21 protein-coding genes are annotated in these 21,088 nt (G+C 65.2%); 16 read left to right on the plus strand and 5 right to left on the minus strand.

Annotated elements, in window-relative coordinates:
• The first annotated feature begins 113 nt into the window (after positions 1-113).
• The 16 genes from F7Q96_RS15635 to F7Q96_RS15715 all read left to right on the plus strand — a co-directional run bounded on the left by F7Q96_RS15635 (position 114) and on the right by F7Q96_RS15715 (position 15,220).
• Positions 114-2,123: a conjugal transfer protein TraG gene (locus F7Q96_RS15635; protein ID WP_054666165.1), complete on the plus strand. Its 2,010-nt coding sequence runs from the start codon at positions 114-116 to the stop codon at positions 2,121-2,123.
• Positions 2,120-2,584 (plus strand): ribbon-helix-helix protein, CopG family, encoded by a 465-nt coding sequence (locus tag F7Q96_RS15640; RefSeq protein ID WP_054666163.1) that lies wholly within the window; start codon positions 2,120-2,122, stop codon positions 2,582-2,584. The genes F7Q96_RS15635 and F7Q96_RS15640 overlap by 4 nt, the downstream gene beginning before the upstream one ends.
• Complete coding sequence (gene trbB / locus F7Q96_RS15645) at positions 2,581-3,636, plus strand: P-type conjugative transfer ATPase TrbB (protein ID WP_054666162.1); 1,056 nt, start codon at positions 2,581-2,583, stop codon at positions 3,634-3,636. The genes F7Q96_RS15640 and trbB overlap by 4 nt, the downstream gene beginning before the upstream one ends.
• Positions 3,633-4,025 carry a TrbC/VirB2 family type IV secretion system protein gene (locus F7Q96_RS15650; protein WP_054666159.1) on the plus strand — a complete coding sequence of 131 codons (393 nt, stop codon included), beginning with the start codon at positions 3,633-3,635 and terminating at the stop codon, positions 4,023-4,025. The genes trbB and F7Q96_RS15650 overlap by 4 nt, the downstream gene beginning before the upstream one ends.
• Positions 4,022-4,294: a VirB3 family type IV secretion system protein gene (locus tag F7Q96_RS15655; RefSeq protein WP_054666156.1), complete on the plus strand. Its 273-nt coding sequence runs from the start codon at positions 4,022-4,024 to the stop codon at positions 4,292-4,294. Before F7Q96_RS15650 ends, F7Q96_RS15655 begins: the two co-directional genes overlap by 4 nt.
• 15 nt (positions 4,295-4,309) lie before the next feature.
• Complete coding sequence (gene trbE, locus F7Q96_RS15660; RefSeq protein ID WP_054666146.1) at positions 4,310-6,775, plus strand: conjugal transfer protein TrbE; 2,466 nt, start codon at positions 4,310-4,312, stop codon at positions 6,773-6,775.
• Positions 6,772-7,527 carry a P-type conjugative transfer protein TrbJ gene (trbJ, locus tag F7Q96_RS15665; protein ID WP_054666143.1) on the plus strand — a complete coding sequence of 252 codons (756 nt, stop codon included), beginning with the start codon at positions 6,772-6,774 and terminating at the stop codon, positions 7,525-7,527. The genes trbE and trbJ overlap by 4 nt, the downstream gene beginning before the upstream one ends.
• Positions 7,528-7,538: 11 nt before the next feature.
• On the plus strand, positions 7,539-7,865 hold the full coding sequence (locus tag F7Q96_RS15670; protein WP_054666141.1) for a hypothetical protein: 327 nt from the start codon (positions 7,539-7,541) through the stop codon (positions 7,863-7,865).
• A complete protein-coding gene (trbL, locus tag F7Q96_RS15675) occupies positions 7,862-9,214 on the plus strand; it encodes a P-type conjugative transfer protein TrbL (protein ID WP_054666138.1) in 1,353 nt (450 codons plus the stop codon). Before F7Q96_RS15670 ends, trbL begins: the two co-directional genes overlap by 4 nt.
• Before the next feature lie 17 nt (positions 9,215-9,231).
• Positions 9,232-9,936 carry a conjugal transfer protein TrbF gene (trbF, locus tag F7Q96_RS15680; RefSeq protein ID WP_054666135.1) on the plus strand — a complete coding sequence of 235 codons (705 nt, stop codon included), beginning with the start codon at positions 9,232-9,234 and terminating at the stop codon, positions 9,934-9,936.
• A complete protein-coding gene (gene trbG, locus F7Q96_RS15685; RefSeq protein WP_054666133.1) occupies positions 9,933-10,937 on the plus strand; it encodes a P-type conjugative transfer protein TrbG in 1,005 nt (334 codons plus the stop codon). Before trbF ends, trbG begins: the two co-directional genes overlap by 4 nt.
• Positions 10,938-10,939: 2 nt before the next feature.
• Positions 10,940-12,205, plus strand: coding sequence for a TraB/TrbI/VirB10 family type IV secretion system protein (locus F7Q96_RS15690; RefSeq protein WP_054666130.1), 1,266 nt, complete (start codon positions 10,940-10,942; stop codon positions 12,203-12,205).
• Positions 12,202-12,429 carry a DUF2274 domain-containing protein gene (locus tag F7Q96_RS15695; RefSeq protein ID WP_054666128.1) on the plus strand — a complete coding sequence of 76 codons (228 nt, stop codon included), beginning with the start codon at positions 12,202-12,204 and terminating at the stop codon, positions 12,427-12,429. The genes F7Q96_RS15690 and F7Q96_RS15695 overlap by 4 nt, the downstream gene beginning before the upstream one ends.
• Positions 12,430-12,556: 127 nt before the next feature.
• The gene (locus F7Q96_RS15700; protein ID WP_054666126.1) at positions 12,557-13,294 is read left to right on the plus strand and encodes a type IV toxin-antitoxin system AbiEi family antitoxin; all 738 of its coding nucleotides are present in this window, start codon (positions 12,557-12,559) and stop codon (positions 13,292-13,294) included.
• Positions 13,291-14,211 (plus strand): nucleotidyl transferase AbiEii/AbiGii toxin family protein, encoded by a 921-nt coding sequence (locus tag F7Q96_RS15705; RefSeq protein ID WP_054666124.1) that lies wholly within the window; start codon positions 13,291-13,293, stop codon positions 14,209-14,211. Before F7Q96_RS15700 ends, F7Q96_RS15705 begins: the two co-directional genes overlap by 4 nt.
• Positions 14,212-14,737: 526 nt before the next feature.
• On the plus strand, positions 14,738-15,220 hold the full coding sequence (locus tag F7Q96_RS15715) for a DUF3592 domain-containing protein (protein WP_082371447.1): 483 nt from the start codon (positions 14,738-14,740) through the stop codon (positions 15,218-15,220).
• Between the two features lie 143 nt (positions 15,221-15,363).
• Here the strand turns inward: F7Q96_RS15715 and F7Q96_RS15720 are convergent, their stop codons facing one another.
• The 5 genes from F7Q96_RS15720 to F7Q96_RS15740 form a co-directional block, all read right to left on the minus strand.
• Positions 15,364-16,350 carry a Bug family tripartite tricarboxylate transporter substrate binding protein gene (locus tag F7Q96_RS15720; RefSeq protein ID WP_053821675.1) on the minus strand — a complete coding sequence of 329 codons (987 nt, stop codon included), beginning with the start codon at positions 16,348-16,350 and terminating at the stop codon, positions 15,364-15,366.
• Between the two features lie 87 nt (positions 16,351-16,437).
• Positions 16,438-17,289 (minus strand): enoyl-CoA hydratase-related protein, encoded by an 852-nt coding sequence (locus tag F7Q96_RS15725; protein WP_053821676.1) that lies wholly within the window; start codon positions 17,287-17,289, stop codon positions 16,438-16,440.
• Positions 17,290-17,302: 13 nt separating this feature from the next.
• Entirely contained in the window at positions 17,303-18,520 is a 1,218-nt protein-coding gene (locus tag F7Q96_RS15730; protein ID WP_053821677.1) for a CaiB/BaiF CoA transferase family protein, read from the minus strand.
• 148 nt (positions 18,521-18,668) lie between these two features.
• Positions 18,669-19,553: a LysR substrate-binding domain-containing protein gene (locus tag F7Q96_RS15735; RefSeq protein ID WP_053823066.1), complete on the minus strand. Its 885-nt coding sequence runs from the start codon at positions 19,551-19,553 to the stop codon at positions 18,669-18,671.
• Positions 19,554-19,613: 60 nt separating this feature from the next.
• Entirely contained in the window at positions 19,614-20,993 is a 1,380-nt protein-coding gene (locus F7Q96_RS15740) for an NAD-dependent succinate-semialdehyde dehydrogenase (RefSeq protein ID WP_151022932.1), read from the minus strand.
• Positions 20,994-21,088 lie beyond the last annotated feature (95 nt).

Here is a 21,088-nt window from a genome sequence, read left to right on the forward strand (position 1 = left end):
GCCATAACGGCCTTTGACCGGCACTGACCCGGCACCGATCCTGACGCCTGCGGCACGTTCCTGTGCCGCGATTTCCATAAGGAATCAGCGCAGGAGAAATCGGAGGCCAGGTCATGCAAGGGACGAACGTGCTGTTCGGTCAGATCGCCGTCGTATTCGGCACCGTGATCGCCGGCGTGTGGGGCGCCACACAATGGACAGCAGCGGCCCTTGGCTATCAAGTACGCCTTGGCTCGCCCTGGTTCGACTTCCTTGGCACGTCGATCTACCACCCGTGGAAGCTGTTTGAGTGGTGGTTCTTCTTCGGCGCCTATGCGCCGGAGGTCTTCGACACTGGCGGCACCATTGCGGGCGCCAGCGGTATGGCCGCCGTGGGCGTTGCCATCGCCATGTCGGTCTGGCGTTCGCGCCAAGCGCGCCTCGTCACCACCTACGGCTCTGCGCGCTGGGCTAACGCGCAGGACATTCGCAAGGCGGGCCTCACGCAGCCGGCCGGCGTGTTCCTCGGCCAGCACGACCGCCAGTACCTGCGGCATGAAGGTCCGGAACACGTCCTGACCTTCGCGCCTACGCGCTCGGGCAAGGGCGTGGGCCTGGTGGTGCCCACTTTGTTGAGCTGGCTAGCATCGGCCGTCATCCACGACATCAAGGGCGAGAACTGGAGCATCACCGCAGGCTGGCGCTCGCGCTTCTCGCATTGCCTGCTGTTCAACCCGACCGATGCGCAGTCGGCGGCCTACAACCCGCTGCTGGAGGTGCGGCGCGGCGCGCACGAAGTGCGCGACGTGCAGAACATCGCGGACATCCTGGTCGATCCCGAAGGCGCGCTGGAGAAGCGCAACCATTGGGAAAAAACCTCGCACGCGCTGCTGGTCGGCGCCATCCTGCATGTGCTCTACGCGGGCGAGGACAAGACGCTGCGCGGCGTCGCCAACTTCCTCTCCGATCCAGCCAGCCCATTCGAGCTGACCTTGCATCGGATGATGACCACGCCGCATCTCGGCGATGGGACGCATCCGGTCGTGGCCTCGGCTGCGCGCGAAGTGCTCAACAAGTCGGAGAACGAGCGTTCCGGCGTGTTGAGCACCGCCATGTCGTTCCTCGGCCTGTACCGCGATCCCACGGTGGCCGAAGTCACATCGCGCTGTGACTGGCGCATCGCCGACCTGATCGCCGCCGAGCATCCGGTGTCGTTGTATCTGGTGGTTCCGCCTTCGGACATTTCGCGGACGAAGCCGCTCATTCGCCTGATCCTCAACCAGATCGGGCGGCGGCTCACGGAATCACTCGATGGCTCCGACGGCATCGAGCGTCGCCACAAGCTGTTGCTGATGCTCGACGAGTTTCCGGCACTCGGGCGGCTCGATTTCTTCGAGACGGCGCTGGCCTTCATGGCCGGCTACGGCATCCGCAGTTTCCTCATCGCGCAGTCGCTCAACCAGATCGACAAGGCGTATGGGCAGAACCATTCGATCCTCGACAACTGCCATGTGCGCGTGACGTTCGCCACGAACGACGAACGTACCGCCAAACGGATTTCCGAGACGCTGGGCACCGCGACCGAACTGCGCGCGCAGCGCAACTACGCCGGCCACCGGCTGGCGCCGTGGCTGGGGCACCTCATGGTGTCGCGCCAGGAAACGGCCCGTCCGCTGCTGACGCCGGGCGAAGTCATGCAACTGCCACCCGATGAAGCGGTGGTGATGGTCTCCAGTGTGGCGCCGATCAAGGCCAAAAAGCTGCGCTATTACGCGGACGCCAATTTCAAGCGGCGCGTGCTGCCCCCGCCCACGCTGGCGGACGGGCTGTACGCAGACACGCCGCCGTCTCGGCCCGACGACTGGAGCGGGCTGGCGATTCCGTCGGTGCCCGCAGCGTCTGCCACGGCATCTGCCGATGGCCTGGAGAACTTGGGTTCGGCCGACGACGGCGGCCCACGCCGTCAGCCCGAGCTAACTGAGGCCGTCGCCTACGACCCCGGGCTGGCCGCGCCCGTGGCCGACCTTGGGCTGCTCGATGACGACGACGACCTTCCGCTTCCACTTCCTCGCCAGCTCGATCCGGCCATGCAGCGCACGGCCCGGCTGGCATCGCTGAACCCCAACGACGGAATCGACCTATGAGCCAATACCGCCTCAATCTGTTCATCCAGAACGAGCACGCCAAGCGCCTGGACGAGCTGGCCGCCAAGAAAGGCGTGTCCAAGTCGTCCATCGTCGCGGCGGCGCTCGCATCGTGGCTGTCGCCCGGTGCGGCCGACCAGCGCGAAGCGGCGATTGCCAAGCGGCTGGATCGTCTGTCGCGCCAGGCCGAGCGCATGGAGCGCGACCAGAACATCGCCATCGAGACGCTGGCTCTGTTCATCCGCTACTACCTGACCGTGAGCACGCCGGTTCCCGAGGCGCACCAAGACGCGGCACGCGCGCAGGGCAAAGCGCGCTTCGAGCAGTTCACCGAGCAGCTTGGCCGCCACCTGCTGCGGGGCCGCAGCCTGGTGCGCGACGTGGTGGAGGAACTGCATCCCGACCCGATGCGAATGGAGGACGCGGCGGCGGCCACGCAAGCGCAGGAGCGCGCGTCATGAGCGCGGTGCCGAAAATCCCGCCCGAACCACGTTCGTCCGCTGCGACTTCGATGGATCGCCGTATCCAGATGCTGCGCACGGCGATGGGGCCGCTGATCGCCGCCGCGCTCGAAGACCCGGACGTGGTTGAAGTCATGCTGAATCCCGACCGGACGCTATGGGTGGATCGGCTTTCATCAGGCCGTGCGCCGATGGGCGTGGAGATGTCCGAAGCGGACGGTGAACGCATCATCCGGCTGGTGGCAGCCCACGTCGGCGCGGAAGTGCATCGCGGCCAGCCGCTGCTGTCGGCCGAGCTGCCCGAAACCGGCGAGCGCTTCGAGGGCATCTTGCCGCCCGCCGCGCCGGGGCCTGCCTTCGCGTTGCGCAAGCGCGCCATCGGCGTGATCCCGCTGGAGCGGTACGTCATCGACGGGATGATGACCAGCGCCCAGGCGGGCTTTCTCGTTCGCGCCGTGCGCGAGCGCCAGAACATCCTGATCGCCGGGGCCACCAGCAGCGGCAAGACCACGCTCGCCAATGCGCTGCTGGCCGAGATCGCCGCCACGGGCGACCGCGTGCTGGTGCTCGAAGACACGGTGGAGCTGCAATGCGCGGCGCGCGACCACGTTCCGCTGCGCACCCGCGCAGGCGTGGTGTCGATGACCGAGCTGGTGCGTTCCTCGATGCGCCTGCGCCCGGATCGCGTCGTCGTTGGCGAAGTGCGCGGCGCCGAGGCGTTGGATCTCATCAAGGTGTGGGGCACAGGTCATCCCGGCGGCATCGCCACGATCCATGCCGGCTCCGCGCTGGGTGCGCTGCTGCGCCTGGAGCAACTGATTCTCGAAGTGGCGGTGAATCCGCCCCGTGCGCTGATCGCCGAGGCGGTCAATGTGGTGATCCACATCGCTGGCCGTGGCCGCAATCGCCACGTCGAAAGCATTGCCCGCGTCGTCGGCTTTGACGGCGTGGGCTACCAACTGGCGGACGCGATGGATATGCCGTTTCCCGAGCTGCCATCGCAGTCCGACTTTTCTTCCCCGTCCCTCAACCACCTTGGAGAACTGCCATGACGCAGATGCACGTTCCTGCTTTCCGTATTTCCGTAAATCCGCTTTCTCATCTGACCGGCCTGGCACGGCTGCGCAGCCTGGCACGCCCTGCGGGGCAAGGGCTGCTGCTGGCCGCGCTGCTGCTGTTCCTGGCCGGAACGGCGCAGGCCGCCGGTTCCTCGATGCCGTGGGAAGGCCCGCTGCAATCCATCCTCGAATCCATCCAGGGTCCGGTGGCGCGCATCGTCGCGGTCATCATCATCATCGCCACGGGCCTGGCGCTGGCCTTCGGCGATACCTCGGGCGGCTTTCGCAAGCTGATCCAGATCGTGTTCGGCCTGTCCATCGCGTTCGCCGCGTCGAGCTTCTTCCTGTCGTTCTTCAGCTTCTCCGGCGGGGCGGTCGTATGAGTGCCCTGGACACCTTCGCGGACGGCTTCGAGGTGCCGCTGCATCGCTCGCTGACCGAGCCGATCCTGCTGGGCGGTGCGCCGCGCACCGTGGCGATTGCCAACGGCACGCTGGCCGCTGCCGTCGGCCTGGGCCTGCAACTGTGGATTCCGGGTGTTGTGCTCTGGATCGTCGGCCATTCGCTGGCGGTGTGGGGTGCGCGCGTTGATCCGCAGTTCATGCAGGTCTTTGCCCGGCACATCAAGTACCGCCCGCTGCTGGACGTGTGAGGGGAGGACGCCGCGATGCTGAACCTCGCCGAATATCGCCAGCGCCCAGCCTTGCTTGCCGACTGGCTGCCCTGGGCCGGGCTGGTCGCACTGGGCGTCGTCTTGAACAAGGATGGCAGTTTCCAGCGCACGGCCCGGTTTCGCGGGCCTGACCTCGACAGCGCGACGCAGGGTGAGTTGATCGCTACGTCGGCACGCTTGAACAACGCGCTGCGCCGCATGGGTTCGGGCTGGGCGCTGTTCATTGAAGCCGAGCGCCGTCCCGCTGCCGACTATCCACACTCGGAGTTTCCCGAGCCGCTGTCCTGGCTGGTGGACGAGGAACGCCGCGCGACCTTCGAGGAATCTGGCAATCACTTTGAGAGCGGCTATCACCTGACGCTGCTTTACCTGCCGCCGGAAGAATCCCGCGCCCGTGCAGCCAAGATGCTCTACGAGAACACGCCGACGAATGGCGTGGACTGGCGCGAGCGGCTGCAAGCGTTCGTCGCGGAAACGGATCGCGTCTTTGACCTGCTCGACGGCGTGATGCCGGAAATTGACTGGCTCGACGACGGGCAGACGCTGACCTACCTGCACGCGACCATCTCAACGCGGCGCTATCGCGTGGGCGTGCCCGAAGTGCCGTTCCACATCGACGCGCTGCTGACCGACTCCGCACTGGTCGGTGGCCTGGCGCCCATGCTGGGCGAGCAACACCTGCGCGTGGTGTCGGTGCGGGGCTTTCCGACCTCAACCTGGCCGGGGATTTTGGACGACCTCAACCGCCTGGGCTTTGCCTATCGCTGGAGTACGCGCTTTCTGTGCCTGGACAAAGCCGAGGCGGAAAGAGAACTCGCCCGCCTGCGCCGCCAGTGGTTCGCCAAGCGCAAGAACGTTATCGCGCTGCTGCGCGAAACCATCTTCCAGCAGGAATCGCCGCTGGTCGATACCGACGCCAGCAACAAGGCCGCCGATGCCGATGCCGCCTTGCAGGAGCTGGGCAGCGATCAAGTCGCCTTTGGCTACCTCACCGCCACGGTAGCGGTGCTCGACGCCGATCCTGCGGTGGCCGACGAGAAGCTGCGCATGGTGGAGCGCGTCATCCAGGGTCGGGGTTTCGTCACCATCCCGGAAACGCTCAACGCCGTGGATGCGTGGCTGTCGTCCATTCCGGGCAACGCCTACGCCAACGTGCGCCAGCCCATCGTTTCAACGCTGAACCTGGCGCACATGATGCCGGTATCGGCGGTATGGGCCGGACCGGAGAAGAACGAACACCTCGACGGCCCCCCGCTGATCGTGACACGCACCGACGGCGCCACGCCGTTCCGGCTTGTGACGCACATCGGCGACGTGGGCCACACGCTGGTCGCGGGGCCGACCGGCATGGGCAAGTCGGTATTGCTCGCCACGCTGGCAATGCAGTTCCGCCGCTATCGCGGTTCGCGCATCGTCGCATTCGACATGGGCCGTTCCATGCGCGCCACCATCCTGGGCCTGGGTGGCGAGCACTACGACCTCGGGACGGATGGCGAAATCGCCTTCCAGCCCTTGGCACGCATCGACCGCGAAGGCTACCGCACCTGGGCGGCAGAATGGATCGAAGGCCGCTTGCTGCATGAGGGCGTGGCGGTCGGCCCCGACGAAAAGGCGGCCATCTGGTCGGCGCTGGGAAGCCTCGCCGGTGCGCCGTTGGAGCAGCGCACGATGACAGGGCTTTCCGTGCTGCTGCAATCGAACGCGCTGCGGCAGGCGCTGTCGCCGTATGTGCTCGGCGGTGCCCACGGCAAGCTGCTGGACGCCGATCATGACCGGCTGGGCATGGCCGACGTGCGGTGCTTCGAGATGGAGGAGCTGATGCACAGCAAGGCCGCCGTCATGGCCGTGCTGCATTACCTCTTTGCGCGTTTCGATGAACGCTTCGACGGGGCGCCCACGCTGCTGATCCTCGATGAAGCGTGGCTGTTCCTCGATGACCCGGTGTTTGCCGCGCGCATCCGCCAGTGGCTCAAGACGTTGCGCAAGAAGAACGTCTCGGTGATCTTCGCCACGCAGAGCCTCGCCGACATCAAGGATTCGAGCATCGCGCCCGCGATCATCGAGAGTTGCGCAAGCCGCATCTTCCTGCCGAACCCGCAGGCCACCGAGCCGCAGATTCGCACGATCTACGAGGGTTTCGGCCTCAGCAGGCGGCAGATCGAGATCGTCGCCACCGCGCAGCCGAAGCGCGACTACTACTACCAATCCCGCCTCGGCAACCGCCTGTTCGACCTCGACCTGGGCGCCGCGACGCTGGCCTTCGCGGGTGCCTCCACGCCGCAAGACCAGCGCGACATCGACGCGGTGCTCGCTGCCGCTTCATCCGCATCCACTCCGTTCGCAGCCGCATGGCTGCGCCACCGCAGCCTTGATTGGGCGGCCGATCTGCTGCGCGATTTCCCCGGCCCTGCGCCGTGTGCCGCCCTCATCCCCAGCCATCCACAGGAGAACCAGCCATGAAAACCTATGTCCCCAAGCTCGCCGCGCTGACCGCCGCCTGCGTGCTCGCCTTCGGCGTCGCGCAGCCTGCGCACGCGCTGTTCGGCGTCGGCGACATCGTGCTCGACCCGACCAATCTGGTGCAGAACACGCTCACGGCGGTTCGCACGCTGGAGCAGATCAACAACCAGATCCGCCAGCTCCAGAACGAAGCGCAGATGCTCATCAATCAGGCACGCAACCTGGCCAGCCTGCCGTCCAGCGTGGTGGGCCAGTTGCGCGCGAACCTGGCAACCACCCAGCGCCTCATCGCACAGGCCAAGGGCCTGGCCTATGACGTGACGAGCATCGACCGCGAGTTCGCACGTCTGTATCCCGAGAAGTACGCCGCTACAGTGAGTGGCAACCAGATGTATCTCGACGCGCAGGAGCGTTGGAAGAACACGCTCAACGGACTGCAAACCACCATGCAGATGCAGGCCCAGGCGTCGCAGAACCTGAGCGATGACGAAAGCGTGCTGGCCGATCTCGTGGGCAAGAGCCAGTCGGCCGAGGGTGCGCTGCAAGCGATGCAGGCCATGAACCAGTTGTTGGCTTTGCAGGCCAAGCAGTCGATCCAGACGCAACGGCTGCAGATCACGCAAGACCGCGCGGCCTCGCTGGAGCTGGCGCGGCAGGCGGCGGCCACGGAGCGCGGGCGCGAGGTGACGCGCCGCTTCCTGGGCGAAGGCACGCCATACACGCCGCAATCCGTGAACTTCTACAACCGCTGACGGAGGCTGCCATGCAACGCACGCCCGTCGTGTTTGCTTTCGCCGTTCATGCGCTTGTGCTGGCCGGCTGTGACCAGCCGCAGCGGCTGTCGGTGGATGCGCTGGCCGCCGATGCGTCCCGGCTGCGTGCGTTGCGCGCGCAGTGCCGCGTGGGCGAGCACGACGGCGCGTTTTGCACGCAGGTGGCGCAGGCCGACCTGCGGCGCTTTCTCTCCGGCCACGCTGGGCCGGGCGAGTACCAGACGCTGGCCGACCTGCCGCCGATCCCGCCCAGCTTCGATGAACCCGCCGATGGCAGTGGGGCAATCGCTCTGCCTGAGCAGGAGGGCTCGCCATGAACGACGTGACGGTCATCGACCGCTTCCTCGATACCTTCTCGCGCTACATCGACTCGGGCTTCGGCCTGCTGCACGGCGAGGTGGCGTTTCTGACCGCCACGCTGATCGTCATCGACATGACGCTTGCCGGGCTGTTCTGGGCGATGGGCCATGCCACCGGCCAAGGCGAGGACGTGATCGCCAAGCTGATACGCAAGGTGCTGTACGTCGGTGCCTTCGCCTACATCATCGGCAACTTCAACTGGCTGGCCGGCATCGTGTTCCGCTCATTCGCGGGCCTCGGCCTGACGGCCAGCGGCTCGACCCTGAGCATGGAGAGCTTCCTGCAACCGGGCCGACTGGCGAAGGTCGGCATCGACGCCGGGGCACCGATCCTGAAGCAGATCGGCGACATGGCGGGCTTTCCCGAGGTGTTCGTGAACATCACGCCCATCGTCGTGATGTTCCTGGCGTGGCTGATCGTCCTCCTGTGCTTCTTCGTGCTGGCGATCCAGCTTTTCATCACGCTGATCGAGTTCAAGCTGACCACGCTCGCGGGCTTCGTGCTGGTGCCGTTCGCACTCTGGAACAAGACCGCATTCCTCGCGGAGAAGGTGCTGGGTAACGTGGTGTCTTCGGGCATCAAGGTGCTGGTGCTGGCGGTGATCGTGGGCATCGGCTCGGGACTGTTCGCCGAGTTTCAGGTACAGCCGGCCGAGCCATCCATCGACCACTCCGTGGTCGTGATGCTGGCCTCGCTGACGCTGCTGGCCTTGGGCATCTTCGGGCCGGGCATTGCAACCGGGCTGGTGTCCGGTGGGCCGCAGCTCGGCGCGGGCGCGATGGCCGGTGCCGCGCTGGGTGCAGCCGGCGCGGCCGTTGCGGTGGGCGCTGCGGCCACGGGTGTCGGCGGCGCAGTCGCTGCCGGTGCGCGTATGGCGCCCGCAGCCGCCAAGCTGGCCGGCAGCGGAGCGCGTGCCGCCGCTTCGACGGCCAGTAGCGCACGGTCGGCGTTCCAGGCTGGCTCTGCATCCGCCGGCGGAGGCCTCAAGGGCGCTGCCGCCGGCGTGGGCAATGTCGCCAAGACCGGCGCGCAGGCGGCCGGGCAGAAGGTGGCCGATGGGGCGCGCTCGATGAAGGAGCGTGTCGCCGCCGCCTTCCGGCCGGGCGACGCCGGATCGGCGTCGGGAGCCAGTGCCGCACAGACTGCGAACGAGCCAACCCCATCCACCGCGCAACCCGCCTGGGCCAAGCGCCTGCATCGCAGGCAGCAGCTCACCCATGCAGCGACGACCGCCGCCCACACGCTGCGCGGTGGCGACGGCGGCAGCTCTAGCCAAGGCCCGAGCCTGCGCGATTCCGATTCCTGATCTTCAAGGAGAACCCCATGCGATTCAAACGACCACAGGTGCGCTACGCCGACACGCCGCAACCTGCCACCCCATACCAATCCGCCGCGCAGGTCTGGGACGAGCGCATCGGCTCGGCCCGCGTGCAGGCGAAGAACTGGCGTTTCATGGCCTTCGGCTGTCTCACGCTGGCGGTGCTGATGGCGGGCGGCCTGGTGTGGCGCTCGGCGCAGTCCATCGTCACGCCCTACGTCATCGAGGTGGACAACGCGGGCCAAGTGCGCGCCGTCGGCGAAGCCGCCACGCCGTACAGGCCCAGCGATGCGCAGATTGCCTATCACCTCGGCCGCTTCATCGGCCTGGTGCGCTCGCTGTCCATTGACCCCATCGTGGTGCGACAGAACTGGCTCGATGCCTACGACTACACGACCGACAAAGGCGCCGTGGTGCTCAACGAGTACGCCCGTGTGAACGATCCGTTCGCGCGCATCGGCAAGGAATCGGTGACGGTGCAGATCAGCAGCGTGACTCGCGCCAGCGACACGTCGTTCAACGTGCGCTGGACGGAGACGCGCTTCGTCAACGGCGCATTGGATCGCACCGAACGCTGGAACGCGGTGATTTCCACGGTGCTGCAAGCTCCGCGCACCGAGCAGCGCCTGCGCAAGAACCCCTTGGGTATCTACGTCAACGGCCTGTCGTGGAGCCGCGAACTGGAAGCGAACGAAGGAGCCAAGCCATGAATGCACTTTTCCGTAAATCCGCCTTGCTGGTGATGCTGTTGGCTTCGACCGTACTGTTCTCGGGCTGCGCCACGCAGGGCAAGCCGCCGCCGTCCATCTCGCTTGATGAGCCGGTGCAAGCCCAGCCGCTGCCCGAGGCGCCGAAGCCGGTGGAAGTGGTGGCCGTGCCGCAGGTGCTGCCGATGCCGACGCAGATGAAACCCATCCCGGATGCCAAGCCCGCCGCGGAACCTGCCGATGAAACCGTGCGCGTGTCCCGCGCCAATGCCGAAGCGCGCATTGCGCCCACGCGCGAAGGCTACGTCAACGCGATTCAGGTGTGGCCTTTCACCGATGGTGCGCTGTACCAGGTCTATGCGGCCGTGGGCCGCGTGACCGTGATCGCTCTCCAGCCGAGCGAGGAACTGGTGACGGTGGCCGCCGGCGACACCGTGCGCTGGATCGTCGGGGATACATCGAGCGGCAGCGGTGATGCGCTGCGCGTCAATGTGATGGTCAAGCCCATCCGTTCGGGCCTCAAGACCAATTTAGTCATCACCACGAGTCGGCGTACCTACCTGCTGGAGCTGACATCGACCGAGAAGACGTGGATGGCGTCGGCCTCCTGGGAATATCCCAAGGACAAGATGCTGGCTTTGCAGCGCCAGGCACAGGCGGCCAGCGCCGCCGCACCGGTCGATGCCGGGCTATCGCTGGAGAAGATCCGCTTCCGCTATGCGGTCAGTGGCAGCAACCCGCCGTGGAAGCCGCTGCGCGCTTTCGACGATGGCGAGAAGGTCTACATCCAGTTTCCGCCGGGCATCGCCCAGGGCGAGCTGCCGCCGCTGTTCGTGATCGGTGCCCAGGGTGACGGGCAGTTGGTGAACTACCGCTTTCGCCCGCCGTACTACATCGTGGATCGCCTGTTCGGCGCGGCCGAGCTGCGCCTGGGCGGTGACAAGGGCGACGTGGTGCGGATCGAGCGCACAGATGGTGTCTCGGGTGGCACGCGGAGGAACTGACCATGAGCCAGGACGATTCCCCTGATCTTGCACCGCAGGCGGGCAAGGTCGCGCCCGAGGCGGTGGTGCTGCGCGCACAACCGCGCCCGGTCACGCGCCTGAATCGGCGCACCTTGGCCATCCTCACGGGCGGCCTGTCGGTCGCCGTGCTCGGGGCCACGATCTGGTCGTTGCAGCCGCACCGGCGCGCAAGCGAGCAGACCGAGCTGTACAACGTGGATCGCGTCTCGAAGTCCGAAGGGCTGGATGGCCTGCCGGCCGACTACTCGAAGCTGCCGCCGAAGGTGCCCGAGTTGGGGCCGCCGCTGCCGGGCGACCTGGGGCCGGCCATCGTGCATTCGCAGCAACCGGTGACGCCCACCTATGCGCCACCGGGCCACGACCCGGCCGACGCGCTGCGCAAGGAGGCCGATGCGGCGGCGGCTTCGTCGGTGTTCTTTCGCTCCGGCAACCAGGGCAAGGCCGCTGCGCCAGCCACGGCGCAAGTCGCTGCGACCGGCCCGACATCGGGCTTGGCGGGATTCGATCCGCTGGCGGCTGGCCCGGCCTCGACGGCGGCCCAGCCCGCCGACCCCACCGCTGTGCAGAACCGGCAAGACCAGAAAGAGGCCTTCCTGAAGGACGGTTCTACGGAAACCCGCAATTCCGGCAATCTGCAAATGCCGTCCTCGCCGTACCAGGTGATGGCCGGAACGGTGATCGCCGGGGCGCTGGTGACGGGCATCAAGTCCGATCTTCCGGGCGACGTGATCGCCACGGTGACGGAGCCGGTCTATGACACGGCCACGGGCAAGTTCCTGCTGATCCCGCAGGGATCGCGCATCCTTGGGCGCTACAACAGCCAGGTCAGTTATGGGCAGAGCCGCGTGCAGGTGGTGTGGAACCGGGTCATCCTGCCGGACACGTCTTCGCTGAAGCTCGACAACCTGGCTGGCACCGATCCGGCCGGCTATTCCGGCCTGGAGGATGGCGTCGATTGGCATTGGGGGCGCATCTTTGCGGGTGCGGCGCTGACCACGCTGCTGGGCGTGGGTGCCGAGCTGGCCGCGCCGGAGAACCGGCAGGATGGCAACCGCATCGTGATCGCTGGGCGCGACAGCACGCAGGACAGCATCAATCAAGTCGGCCAGGAGATGACCCGGCGCAACATGAACATCCAGCCGACGCTGACCGAGCGGCCGGGCCTGCCGGTGCGGATCATCGTCAACCGCGATTTGGTGTTGCGGCCTTACCAGCCGATGTTCTTCCAGCGGGGGGCGATGCAATGAGCATGACCAAGAAGCTGCGGCTCGGGCCGCTGCCCAAGACCGAGAGCATCAAGCTGACCTTCGCCTGCCCGGCCAGCCTGAAGGCCGACCTTGACCGCTACGCTGCGCTGCACGCGCAGGCGTATGGTGAGACGGTCGATGCCATGACGCTGATCCCGCACATGCTGGAGGCGTTCATGGCGGCGGATCGGGGATTCAAGCGGGGCAGGGGAGACGACAAGTAACCGTCTTTCCGCGCCGCTGCGCCGAATGGATGAGATTTTGGATATGTTGCCATCATCGTATTCAAACTACGACTGGGTACGCCATATTAAATTGACTATCGCTTGGAAAAGTTGTAAAAACCGTAGCATGGCTACGACTAATTCAAGCAAGCTAAACGCGCTCTACACCCGGCTGGCACCGGGAACGCCGCTGACCTCTGAGGACTTGGCGGCGTTGGGCATCTCTGCCGACCTGGCCGTTCACTACGTCCGGGCAGGGTGGCTCACGCGCCTGGCGCGGGGAGTGTTCTGCCGTCCGAACGACGTCCCGGCGCTCCATCCCAGCCTGCTGCTGTTGCAGCGCCAATTCGAGGGGTTGCACGTCGGCGGCAAGTCGGCGCTGGACTGGTACGGTGTGCGGCAGTACGTGTCGCAGCAGCCGGTGCTGCACCTGTATGGCTGGAAGGCAGCGCGCTTGCCGCAATGGTTCACCGAACGCTTCCCGGCCGAGTACCACCGCAAGCGGCTGTTCGATGAGCAGCCGGACGCCTTGCTGCACGTCGGCCCGTTCGAGAAGCGCAGCGGGGCGCCGCAGGTGTCGGCGCCGGAGCGCGCATTGCTGGAACTGTTGAGCGAGGTTGGCGTGCGCCAGCCCTTGCAGGAAGCCCGCGAACTCGTCGAGAGCGCCTACGGCCTACGCGCCGATGTGCTGCGCGAACTGTTGCAGCACTGCACAAGCGTCAAGACCGTGCGGCTGTGCCTGCAACTCGGCCGCGAGGCGTCACTGCCTTGGGCGGCCAAGCTCGATCCGGCCACGCTTCCGACGGGTAGCGACCGGCCCTGGGTGTCCCGGTCGTCCGACGGCCTGCTGGTGCTCAAGCCATGAACCAGACCTATCTCGATACCGCGCGCCTGCTGACGCAGGTAGCGCCGCTGGTGTTCGCGGATGACACCTTTGCGCTGAAGGGCGGCACGGCGATCAATCTGTTTGTGCGCGACATGCCGCGTCTGTCGGTCGATCTCGATCTGGTCTTTCCCGATCACACGCTGCCGCGTGACGAGGCGTTGGCGCGTATCAACGAGGCCGTTCGGCAGGCCGCCGAGCGGTTAAAGAAGCGGGGATTCCAGACGCACGCACCAGCGGCAGCAGCAGGGGAGACGAAGTTGCTGGTGCGTCGCGGCTCGATTCAGGTCAAGGTCGAAGTCAACTTCGTCATGCGCGGCACGGTGCAACCGGTGCGCCGCGCTTCGCTGACGCCGATTGCCCGCGACACTTTGCTGGCTGATCTGGAGATCCCGGTGGCGTCGCTGGAGGACGTGTACGGCGGCAAGCTGGTGGCGGCACTGGATCGGCAGCACCCACGTGACCTGTTCGACGTGATGCAGCTCTTTGCGCATGAGGGCATCACGCCCGGCATCCGGCGTGCCTTCGTGGTCTACCTGGCCAGCAGCAATCGGCCGATCCATGAAGTGCTATTCACGCCCCTGCGGGACATCCGGCATGACTATGAGCACAACTTCCAAGGCATGACGGCCGAGCCCGTGCCGCTCGATGCGCTGCTTGCTGCCCGCGAGCGCATGGTGCGCGAAATCCAGCAGGGCTTGGACGACGACGAGCGGCGCTTCCTGCTGTCGCTGGCCGCTGGCACGCCGGAGTGGTCGCTGCTGGGCATCGCACACCTCGAACATCTGCCTGGCATCCGCTGGAAGCTGCGCAACCTGGCGCAGTTGCAGAAGACCGATGCGAAGAAGTTTGCCGAGCAGGCCGACTTGCTCGCTACGCGACTGGCTGCGGTATCCTAAGCGCTGATTGATGATGAGCCGATGCCGCGTAAACCCGCGCCAGCAAAGGACCTGTTTTTCTGACGGTAAAAGCGACGGTAACGGCCTATGTCGATCAAAGCAAATCCCTTTAACCACGCGGACTTGCGTGAGCTGTTGATGATCGAGTGGGAATGATTCCCCGTCCGGCATAGGCCGGCAGAGCGGCACGATCTACGTCCTGCGCTCGGGGAGCGGTTTCTCGTTCCCCTGTTCGTCATCGACGAGGCTGTGGTGCGCATCAAGGATGGCAGCATCACCGGGTACATCTACGATCCCAAGGCAGCGAAGCTGGTGAAGGCATAGGACAGAGCAATTGCACGAATAGCCAATAGCCCTGGCCACTCGCCAGGGTGAACGCCAGGGGAGGAAGCCGCATGAGGAGATCGGATCAGGAGAACCAAGCCCGGTTGATCACCACCAGAGACGTGTTCGAGCCAACCGGCCACGTCATTACAACGAACCAGCCGCCGATCCCGACGGGCTTCGCCGAGGACGGGCTGGAGACTTGGCCCAGCGTTCTCCGACCATGAAAGGCCTTCACGGCGCGCCGGTTCTGGCTGCGGTCGGCATACTGTTCCTCATGCTCGGTGTGGCTTTCGTTCGCAGCGGATCGCAATTCCGGCGACGACCGGATCGCGTCGGCTGGCGCCGCGCCGAGGGCGTCATCGTCGGCTACAGGCCTGGACCGTGGACTGGCCCGGCCACCGAGCAAGAGCGGCTGCTTTTTCCTGTGGTGCGTTATGTGTTGCCGGACGGATCGGAACGGGAGTTCGTGAACCCGACCACGGTGGACACGGGCCTATACCGCACCGGTATCACGCGGCCAATCCTTGTGAACCCAGCCGATCCGTCACAAGCGGAACTTGCAAGTTCCCGCGCGGTTCGTGCCTCGCTTCACTGGGGGCACGTTGTCCTTGGAGGGGTTTTCTGCATGGGGGGCGCGGCGATGCTCGCGGTCGCCGTTCTTCTATTAGCGCTTGCCCGTTGACGGGTGAGCTTCTTGTTCAGCGACAGGCAGGCGGAGCGGCTGGGTCCGCCGCTGGGGGCGAGGTGGTGCGGAAGCAGCCGTCAAGAAAGGAATCGCTGCTGCAGCGGATGCGGCTCGCTAATTTTTGACTGTCACTCCGGCTGTCACTCCGGCTCGATGCCGGCTCCCTTGACCACACGGCCCCATTTCTGGATTTCCGCGTTCTGGAATGCCCGCAGCTCCGAGGGCGTCGTAGTCCAGGCCTGTGTCGCGGAATTGCGAAAGAATGCGCGGGCTCCCGGGCTGTCGACCGCGGCAATCAGTAGCTGTCGCAGCCTGGCAGCCGCCGGAGCAGGCGTTCCTGCCGGCACGTAGGCGGCGAACCAATACCCCATGTCGTAGCCTCTGATGCCGGCCTCATCCAGGGTCGGGACGTCCGGAAGCTCGGGCAGCCTTTCCCTGGTGGACGCGCCCAGCGCGCGGAGCTTGCCCGATTTGATCTGCGACAGGCCGGTGACCGTGTCGATGACCATCATGTCGATGTGGCCGCCAAGCAGATCGTTAAGGGCGTTCGGATTGCTGTTGTATCCGACCCAGACGATGTCCGTACCGGTCAGTTGCTTGAGCATTTCGCCGGCGATTCGGCTGGACGAATTCCCGCTGCCGAAGCTCAGTTTTCCTTTCGCCTTCCTTGCGGCCTGCACCAGATCATCGACGGTGCGGAAAGGAGAGTCGGCGCGCACGACGAGCACCTGACCGCCACGCCCCAATGCTGTCAACGGCAGGAAATCCGTGATGGGGTCGTAGTGCAGTTTCTTGAACAGGTGCGGATTGGCGGCTTGCGTCGTGTTCGTGGTAATCAGCACGGTGTAGCCGTCCGCAGCAGCCCGGGCCACATGCTGCGCGGCAATCATGCCGCTGGCACCCGGGCGGTTTTCGACGACGACAGCCTTCCCGGTCTGCTGTGCCATCGACGCCGACAGCGCGCGCGCGAGCAAATCGGTCGCGCTGCCCGCGCCGAACGGCACGACAAAGGTGATCGGCTTTTCCGGAAAGTCTGCCGCCGCTACCGATACCGCCCAGGCCAGGCCAATGAGCGCCGATGCCATCGCCGCTGCCAGACGGGCGATGCGCGTTGTGGTTCCGATCATGGTGTTTGTCTCCTGTTTTATGGGGACGTGGCGTCAAGCGGCTTCACTGTCCATCCACCGTCCCGGGCGAGCGCTGAGGCCGCGCCTTCAGCCGGGTTGCGGGGACAAGTTGCGTCGTGCGCGGTGCTCCAGAAAATGGCGCACGGCAGCCTTGTGTTCGTCCCCGCAAAGCAGGATCGCCTGCATGGCGGCCGCCGTCTCCAGCGCCACGGGCAATGTCGTCTCGGCCGCATCCAATACCAGGCGCTTGGCCATGCGCAGGGCTTGGGGTGGGTTGGATGCGATCCGGCGTGCCAGGGCGGTACTTGTTTCGTCCAATGCCTCGGGCGAAACGACACGGGACACCATGCCGAGCTGCAAGGCGGTGGCGGCATCGATAAATTCGCTGGTCAGCGTCAGTTCCAGTGCCTTCGCCGTGCCGACGAGCCGGGTCAGGAACCATGCGCCGCCGATGCCGGACACCAGCCCGAGGCGTAGAAAGCTCTCGGCGAAGGTGGCCTGCTCGCTTGCGATGCGCAGATCGCACATCAGTGCCAGGTCGCAGCCGGCGCCGATCGCTGCCCCATTGACTGCGGCAATCGACGGCACCTGCAGTGCCAGCAAGGCATGGGTGATTCGGTGCAACGTTGTCTTCAGCCGATCCCGTACCTGCGCCGCGGAACCCTGCATCAGATCCGACCCGCTCTCCATGTCCTTGACGTTGCCGCCGGTGCAGAAGTACTTGCCGGTTGAGCGCAGCAATACGCAGTGGACGTCTGGCAGGCGATTGGCCCTCTCCAGTGCTTCGGCAAGAGCTTCGGCCATGGACACCGACATGGCATTGCCCGTGCCCGGGTCATTGAGGCTCAACGTGAGGACCCCTTCGACGATGGCTTGTCGGACCAGCGTGTCAGGCTGGTCAGTGGCGGGGTGCAATGCGCCGGCTTCATCAGGTTTCATCGACGTATCCTGGTCAGGTAGATGGGTTTGGAGGAACGAAGAGGACGCCGCGTTCGAGCATGGCGTCGATTTGCGGCCGGCTATAGCCCAATTCCTCGAGAACTTCGCGGCCGTGCTGGCCCAACGTAGGCGCGGGCATATCGCGATCCTGTGCGGTAGGCGCATGCGTAGGCCCCGGTGCGAAGCCTGGCATGCGCACCTTTCCGGCGAGCGGGTGGTCGACCCAGCTGTCGATGCCACTGGCCGTGTACTGCGGGGATCGGAGGACATCCTGGTAGCTGGCAATGGGCGCGCACAGGATGTCGTGCGCGGCCAGCTGTTGTATCCACGCTTCGGTGGAGCGCTGTTGGAACAACGGCGTCAGTGCCTGGCGCAGCGCGTCGCGGTGGGCGACGCGGTCGGCATTGCGGGCGAAGCGCGGATCGTGCTCCAGGTCCGGCGCACCCAGCACGGCGCATAGCGCCTGCCAACGCTTCGGCTGGTAGGCAGCTACCATGAGCCAGCCATCACGCGTCTGGTACGCTTCATTGGGCGCGGCGTAGGGGGCTGCGCTGCCCGTCCTGGCTGGCACGGCATTGGTGGCGAAGTAGGACGCGTAGCCGATCTGCTGCAGCATCAGCGTGGCGTTGTACAGACTGATGTCCAGGTACTCGCCTTGTCCGCTTTGCCGAGCGGCGGTGGCCGCGGCAAGGATCGCGATCGTCGCCAGATAGCCGGCCACCATATCCGCGACCGGAATCGCGACTTTGATGGGCTCGCTGTGCGCTGTGCCAAGCGTACTCATCAGGCCGCTGGCTGCCTGGATGATGCCGTCCACACCGGCGCGCTCGCGCATCGGCCCGGTTTGGCCATAGGCGGAGATGGAGCAATACACCAGCTTGCGATTGCTGCCAGCCAGCGTGTCATAGTCCAGGCCCAATGTCCGCATGACGCCTGGCCTGAAATTCTCGACCACGACGTCCGCGTCCCGAATCAGTCGACGGGCGACTTCGCGGCCTTCCGCGCATTTCAGATTCAGTGCGATGCCGCGCTTGTTGCGGTTGACGCTCAGGTACACCGCGCTTTCGCCCGCGATCCACGGCGGGCCGATCTGCCGGGCCAGTTCGCCATCGGGCGGTTCGACCTTGATGACATCGGCACCCATGTCCGCAAGCATCATGGTGCAAACGGGCCCCGCGAGTACATGCGAAAAATCGATTACCCGCAGGCCTCTCAAGCTGCGCTTCAACATATTCCGGCTCCCGGATGACGCGGCTTCGCTGGTGGCCGCGATCACCTGTTATGGGGGGCAGAATAGGCAGGGGCACCCGAGCCGGCAATCGACTTTATGGGCCGTACGCTTTGACTTTTTGTAAAAGGGGATCGATCGCTCGAGCGGATCAGATCGCGACTAGCGTCGATAGCCAATCGCGAAATGCGCGCAATGCGCTCGACTGCGGTTTGGCCGTCGGCCACGCGAAGTAGTATGTGTAATCGCCGCGATCGAGCGTCGGACCGAGTGGCGCCACCAGCGTCTGGTCCGCCAGTTCTTTTTCGATCAATGCTTTCTGCGCGATGGCGACGCCATGCCCCTCGATCGCCGCCTGATAGGCAAGCAACGATGTTTCGTATTTCATGCCATCGGTGGCACTGACATTGCGCAAGCCTGCTGCGCGCAACCAAAGCATCCAGTCGTCGGGGCGCGCCATCGAATGCAGCAAGGTTTGCGTGGCGAGCTGCTTCTTGTGCGTCAGGCGCACTGCAGGCGAGGCCACGGGAACAAGCTCGTTGCGGACTAGTTGCAACGTTCGCATCCCAGGCCAACGGCCGTCGCCCAGCTGTATGCCTGCGTCAATATCCTCGCGCTCAAAGTCCAACGGCGTGAACGAGGTCATGACCTGAACGTCGATGTCCTTATGCAACCGATGAAAGCTCGCCAGCCGGGGGATGAGCCAGCGTACGGCGAACGTGGCGGGCGATCGTAATCGCAAGGTGTTTCGGCCAGGGCTGCTGCTGGTCACCGCCAGGGTGGCTTCCCGCAATGTTTCGAACAGGGGTATCAAGTCGGAAAGGTAGCGCGCGCCGGCCGGGGTCAATTCCAGGCCACCGTGTTGGCGGACGAACAGCGGCGTTCCCAGATAGCTCTCCAGCGCGCGCACCTGCCTGCTGACCGCGGCCGGCGTGACGCACAACTCATCGGCGGCCTTGGAAATGCTGAGCAGCCGCCCGGTCGCTTCGAATGCTCGGGCAGGATTCAGTGGGGGGAGTAGGGCGCGACGCACCATGGCAGTAACAGAAGGCGTAGGCTGGGTGGACGTCACCATGATGCCCTATCTCCCCGTGGATCAGGACTCCAACCCTCCCATCAGTACGTACTTGACCTCCACATACTCCTCGATCCCGTAGTAGCTGCCTTCGCGCCCATAGCCCGAATGCTTGACCCCGCCGAATGGCACCGAGGCTGTGCCGACTGAACCGGAATTCAGGATCACCATGCCCGCCTCGATATCGCGGGACAAGCGAAAGGCTCGGCCAAGATCGTGCGTGTAGGCATAGGCCACGAGCCCGTATTCGGTGTTGTTTGCCCTGTTGACCACCTCGGCTTCATCGCGGAAGCGATAGACGGCGAAGACCGGTCCGAAGATTTCGGTATGGGCGATCGGCATATCGTCATCGAGGTCGGCCAGCACGGTAGGTTGGTAGAACAGTCCGCCTTTGTCGTGCGGTTTGCCTCCGAGCAACACTTTCCCACCGCGCCGCTTCGTGTCTTCGACGAGCTGAACGACCTTGTCGAAGCCCGCTTGATTGATCAGCGGCCCCACGACGAATCCGGGCTGCAGTCCCTGGTCCACGCGAAATTCGGAGACCCGTTCAACGACGGCCCGGACAAAGCGATCGTAAATCCCATCCTGCACGTAGATGCGGTTCGGCGAAATGCAGACCTGGCCGGAATTTCGCAGCTTGGCGGTCACCAGGCCGGTGATGGCCTGGTCGAAATCGGCGTCATCGAACACGATGAACGGGGCGTTGCCGCCCAATTCCAGCGTCATCTTTTTCAGCGAGCGCCCGCTGGCCTCGGCCAGCAATTTGCCGACGGCAGTGGAGCCGGTGAACGAGATCTTCCGGATCCGATCGTCGCCGGTAAAGAGTGCGCCGATCTCTTGCGGGTTGCCGGTCACCATCTCGAACACGCCCTCGGGAATGCCTGCCTGGCGCGCGTACTCGAGCAGCTTGTACGCAGTCAGCGGTGTCTCTTCGGATGGCTTGATGACCATGGTGCAACCGGCCGCCAGTGCGGTCGCGACTTTGCGCGTGATCATCATGAAGGGGAAATTCCAGGGCGTGATGGCTGCAGTCGGTCCTGCAGGCTCCTTGATGACCATCACGGCGGCATGATCGGCGTGGGACGGGATGGTGTCGCCATAGACCCGCTTGGCTTCCTCGGCATACCACTCGATAAAGCCGAGCCCGTAGTCGATTTCGCCCAGCGCTTCGGCCAGGCACTTGCCGTTTTCCTTGACCATCAATTCGGCAAAGACGTGCTTGTCGTCTCTGACGAGTTCGAACCAGCGGCGAAGCAGCGCGCTGCGTTCCTTGGCGAGTTTGCGCGACCATGCCGGAAATGCGTTGCAGGTTCGGTCTATCGCTGCCTTCACCTGCGCTCCATTCATATGGGGCGCCGCCCCGATGCGCGATCCGTCTGCAGGGTTCAGTACGTCGATCATGGATATTCACCGCTCCAGTTGGGTGCAATGCGCGCCGCGTCACCACGACGCGGCTTTGCGCTGCGGATTGAATAATGGAATCCAATCCTGCATGC

Source organism: Cupriavidus gilardii (assembly GCF_008801915.1).
GTDB lineage: Bacteria > Pseudomonadota > Gammaproteobacteria > Burkholderiales > Burkholderiaceae > Cupriavidus > Cupriavidus gilardii.

Bases quoted from the DNA above. Each gene is read 5' to 3' on its own strand.
- F7Q96_RS15635 (WP_054666165.1), top strand. From the start codon at position 114: ATGCAAGGGACGAACGTGCTGTTCGGTCAGATCGCCGTCGTATTCGGC.
- F7Q96_RS15640 (WP_054666163.1), top strand. From the start codon at position 2,120: ATGAGCCAATACCGCCTCAATCTGTTCATCCAGAACGAGCACGCCAAG.
- trbB (WP_054666162.1), top strand. From the start codon at position 2,581: ATGAGCGCGGTGCCGAAAATCCCGCCCGAACCACGTTCGTCCGCTGCG.
- F7Q96_RS15650 (WP_054666159.1), top strand. From the start codon at position 3,633: ATGACGCAGATGCACGTTCCTGCTTTCCGTATTTCCGTAAATCCGCTT.
- F7Q96_RS15655 (WP_054666156.1), top strand. From the start codon at position 4,022: ATGAGTGCCCTGGACACCTTCGCGGACGGCTTCGAGGTGCCGCTGCAT.
- trbE (WP_054666146.1), top strand. From the start codon at position 4,310: ATGCTGAACCTCGCCGAATATCGCCAGCGCCCAGCCTTGCTTGCCGAC.
- trbJ (WP_054666143.1), top strand. From the start codon at position 6,772: ATGAAAACCTATGTCCCCAAGCTCGCCGCGCTGACCGCCGCCTGCGTG.
- F7Q96_RS15670 (WP_054666141.1), top strand. From the start codon at position 7,539: ATGCAACGCACGCCCGTCGTGTTTGCTTTCGCCGTTCATGCGCTTGTG.
- trbL (WP_054666138.1), top strand. From the start codon at position 7,862: ATGAACGACGTGACGGTCATCGACCGCTTCCTCGATACCTTCTCGCGC.
- trbF (WP_054666135.1), top strand. From the start codon at position 9,232: ATGCGATTCAAACGACCACAGGTGCGCTACGCCGACACGCCGCAACCT.
- trbG (WP_054666133.1), top strand. From the start codon at position 9,933: ATGAATGCACTTTTCCGTAAATCCGCCTTGCTGGTGATGCTGTTGGCT.
- F7Q96_RS15690 (WP_054666130.1), top strand. From the start codon at position 10,940: ATGAGCCAGGACGATTCCCCTGATCTTGCACCGCAGGCGGGCAAGGTC.
- F7Q96_RS15695 (WP_054666128.1), top strand. From the start codon at position 12,202: ATGAGCATGACCAAGAAGCTGCGGCTCGGGCCGCTGCCCAAGACCGAG.
- F7Q96_RS15700 (WP_054666126.1), top strand. From the start codon at position 12,557: ATGGCTACGACTAATTCAAGCAAGCTAAACGCGCTCTACACCCGGCTG.
- F7Q96_RS15705 (WP_054666124.1), top strand. From the start codon at position 13,291: ATGAACCAGACCTATCTCGATACCGCGCGCCTGCTGACGCAGGTAGCG.
- F7Q96_RS15720 (WP_053821675.1), bottom strand. From the start codon at position 16,350: ATGATCGGAACCACAACGCGCATCGCCCGTCTGGCAGCGGCGATGGCA.
- F7Q96_RS15725 (WP_053821676.1), bottom strand. From the start codon at position 17,289: ATGAAACCTGATGAAGCCGGCGCATTGCACCCCGCCACTGACCAGCCT.
- F7Q96_RS15730 (WP_053821677.1), bottom strand. From the start codon at position 18,520: ATGTTGAAGCGCAGCTTGAGAGGCCTGCGGGTAATCGATTTTTCGCAT.
- F7Q96_RS15735 (WP_053823066.1), bottom strand. From the start codon at position 19,553: ATGGTGCGTCGCGCCCTACTCCCCCCACTGAATCCTGCCCGAGCATTC.
- F7Q96_RS15740 (WP_151022932.1), bottom strand. From the start codon at position 20,993: ATGATCGACGTACTGAACCCTGCAGACGGATCGCGCATCGGGGCGGCG.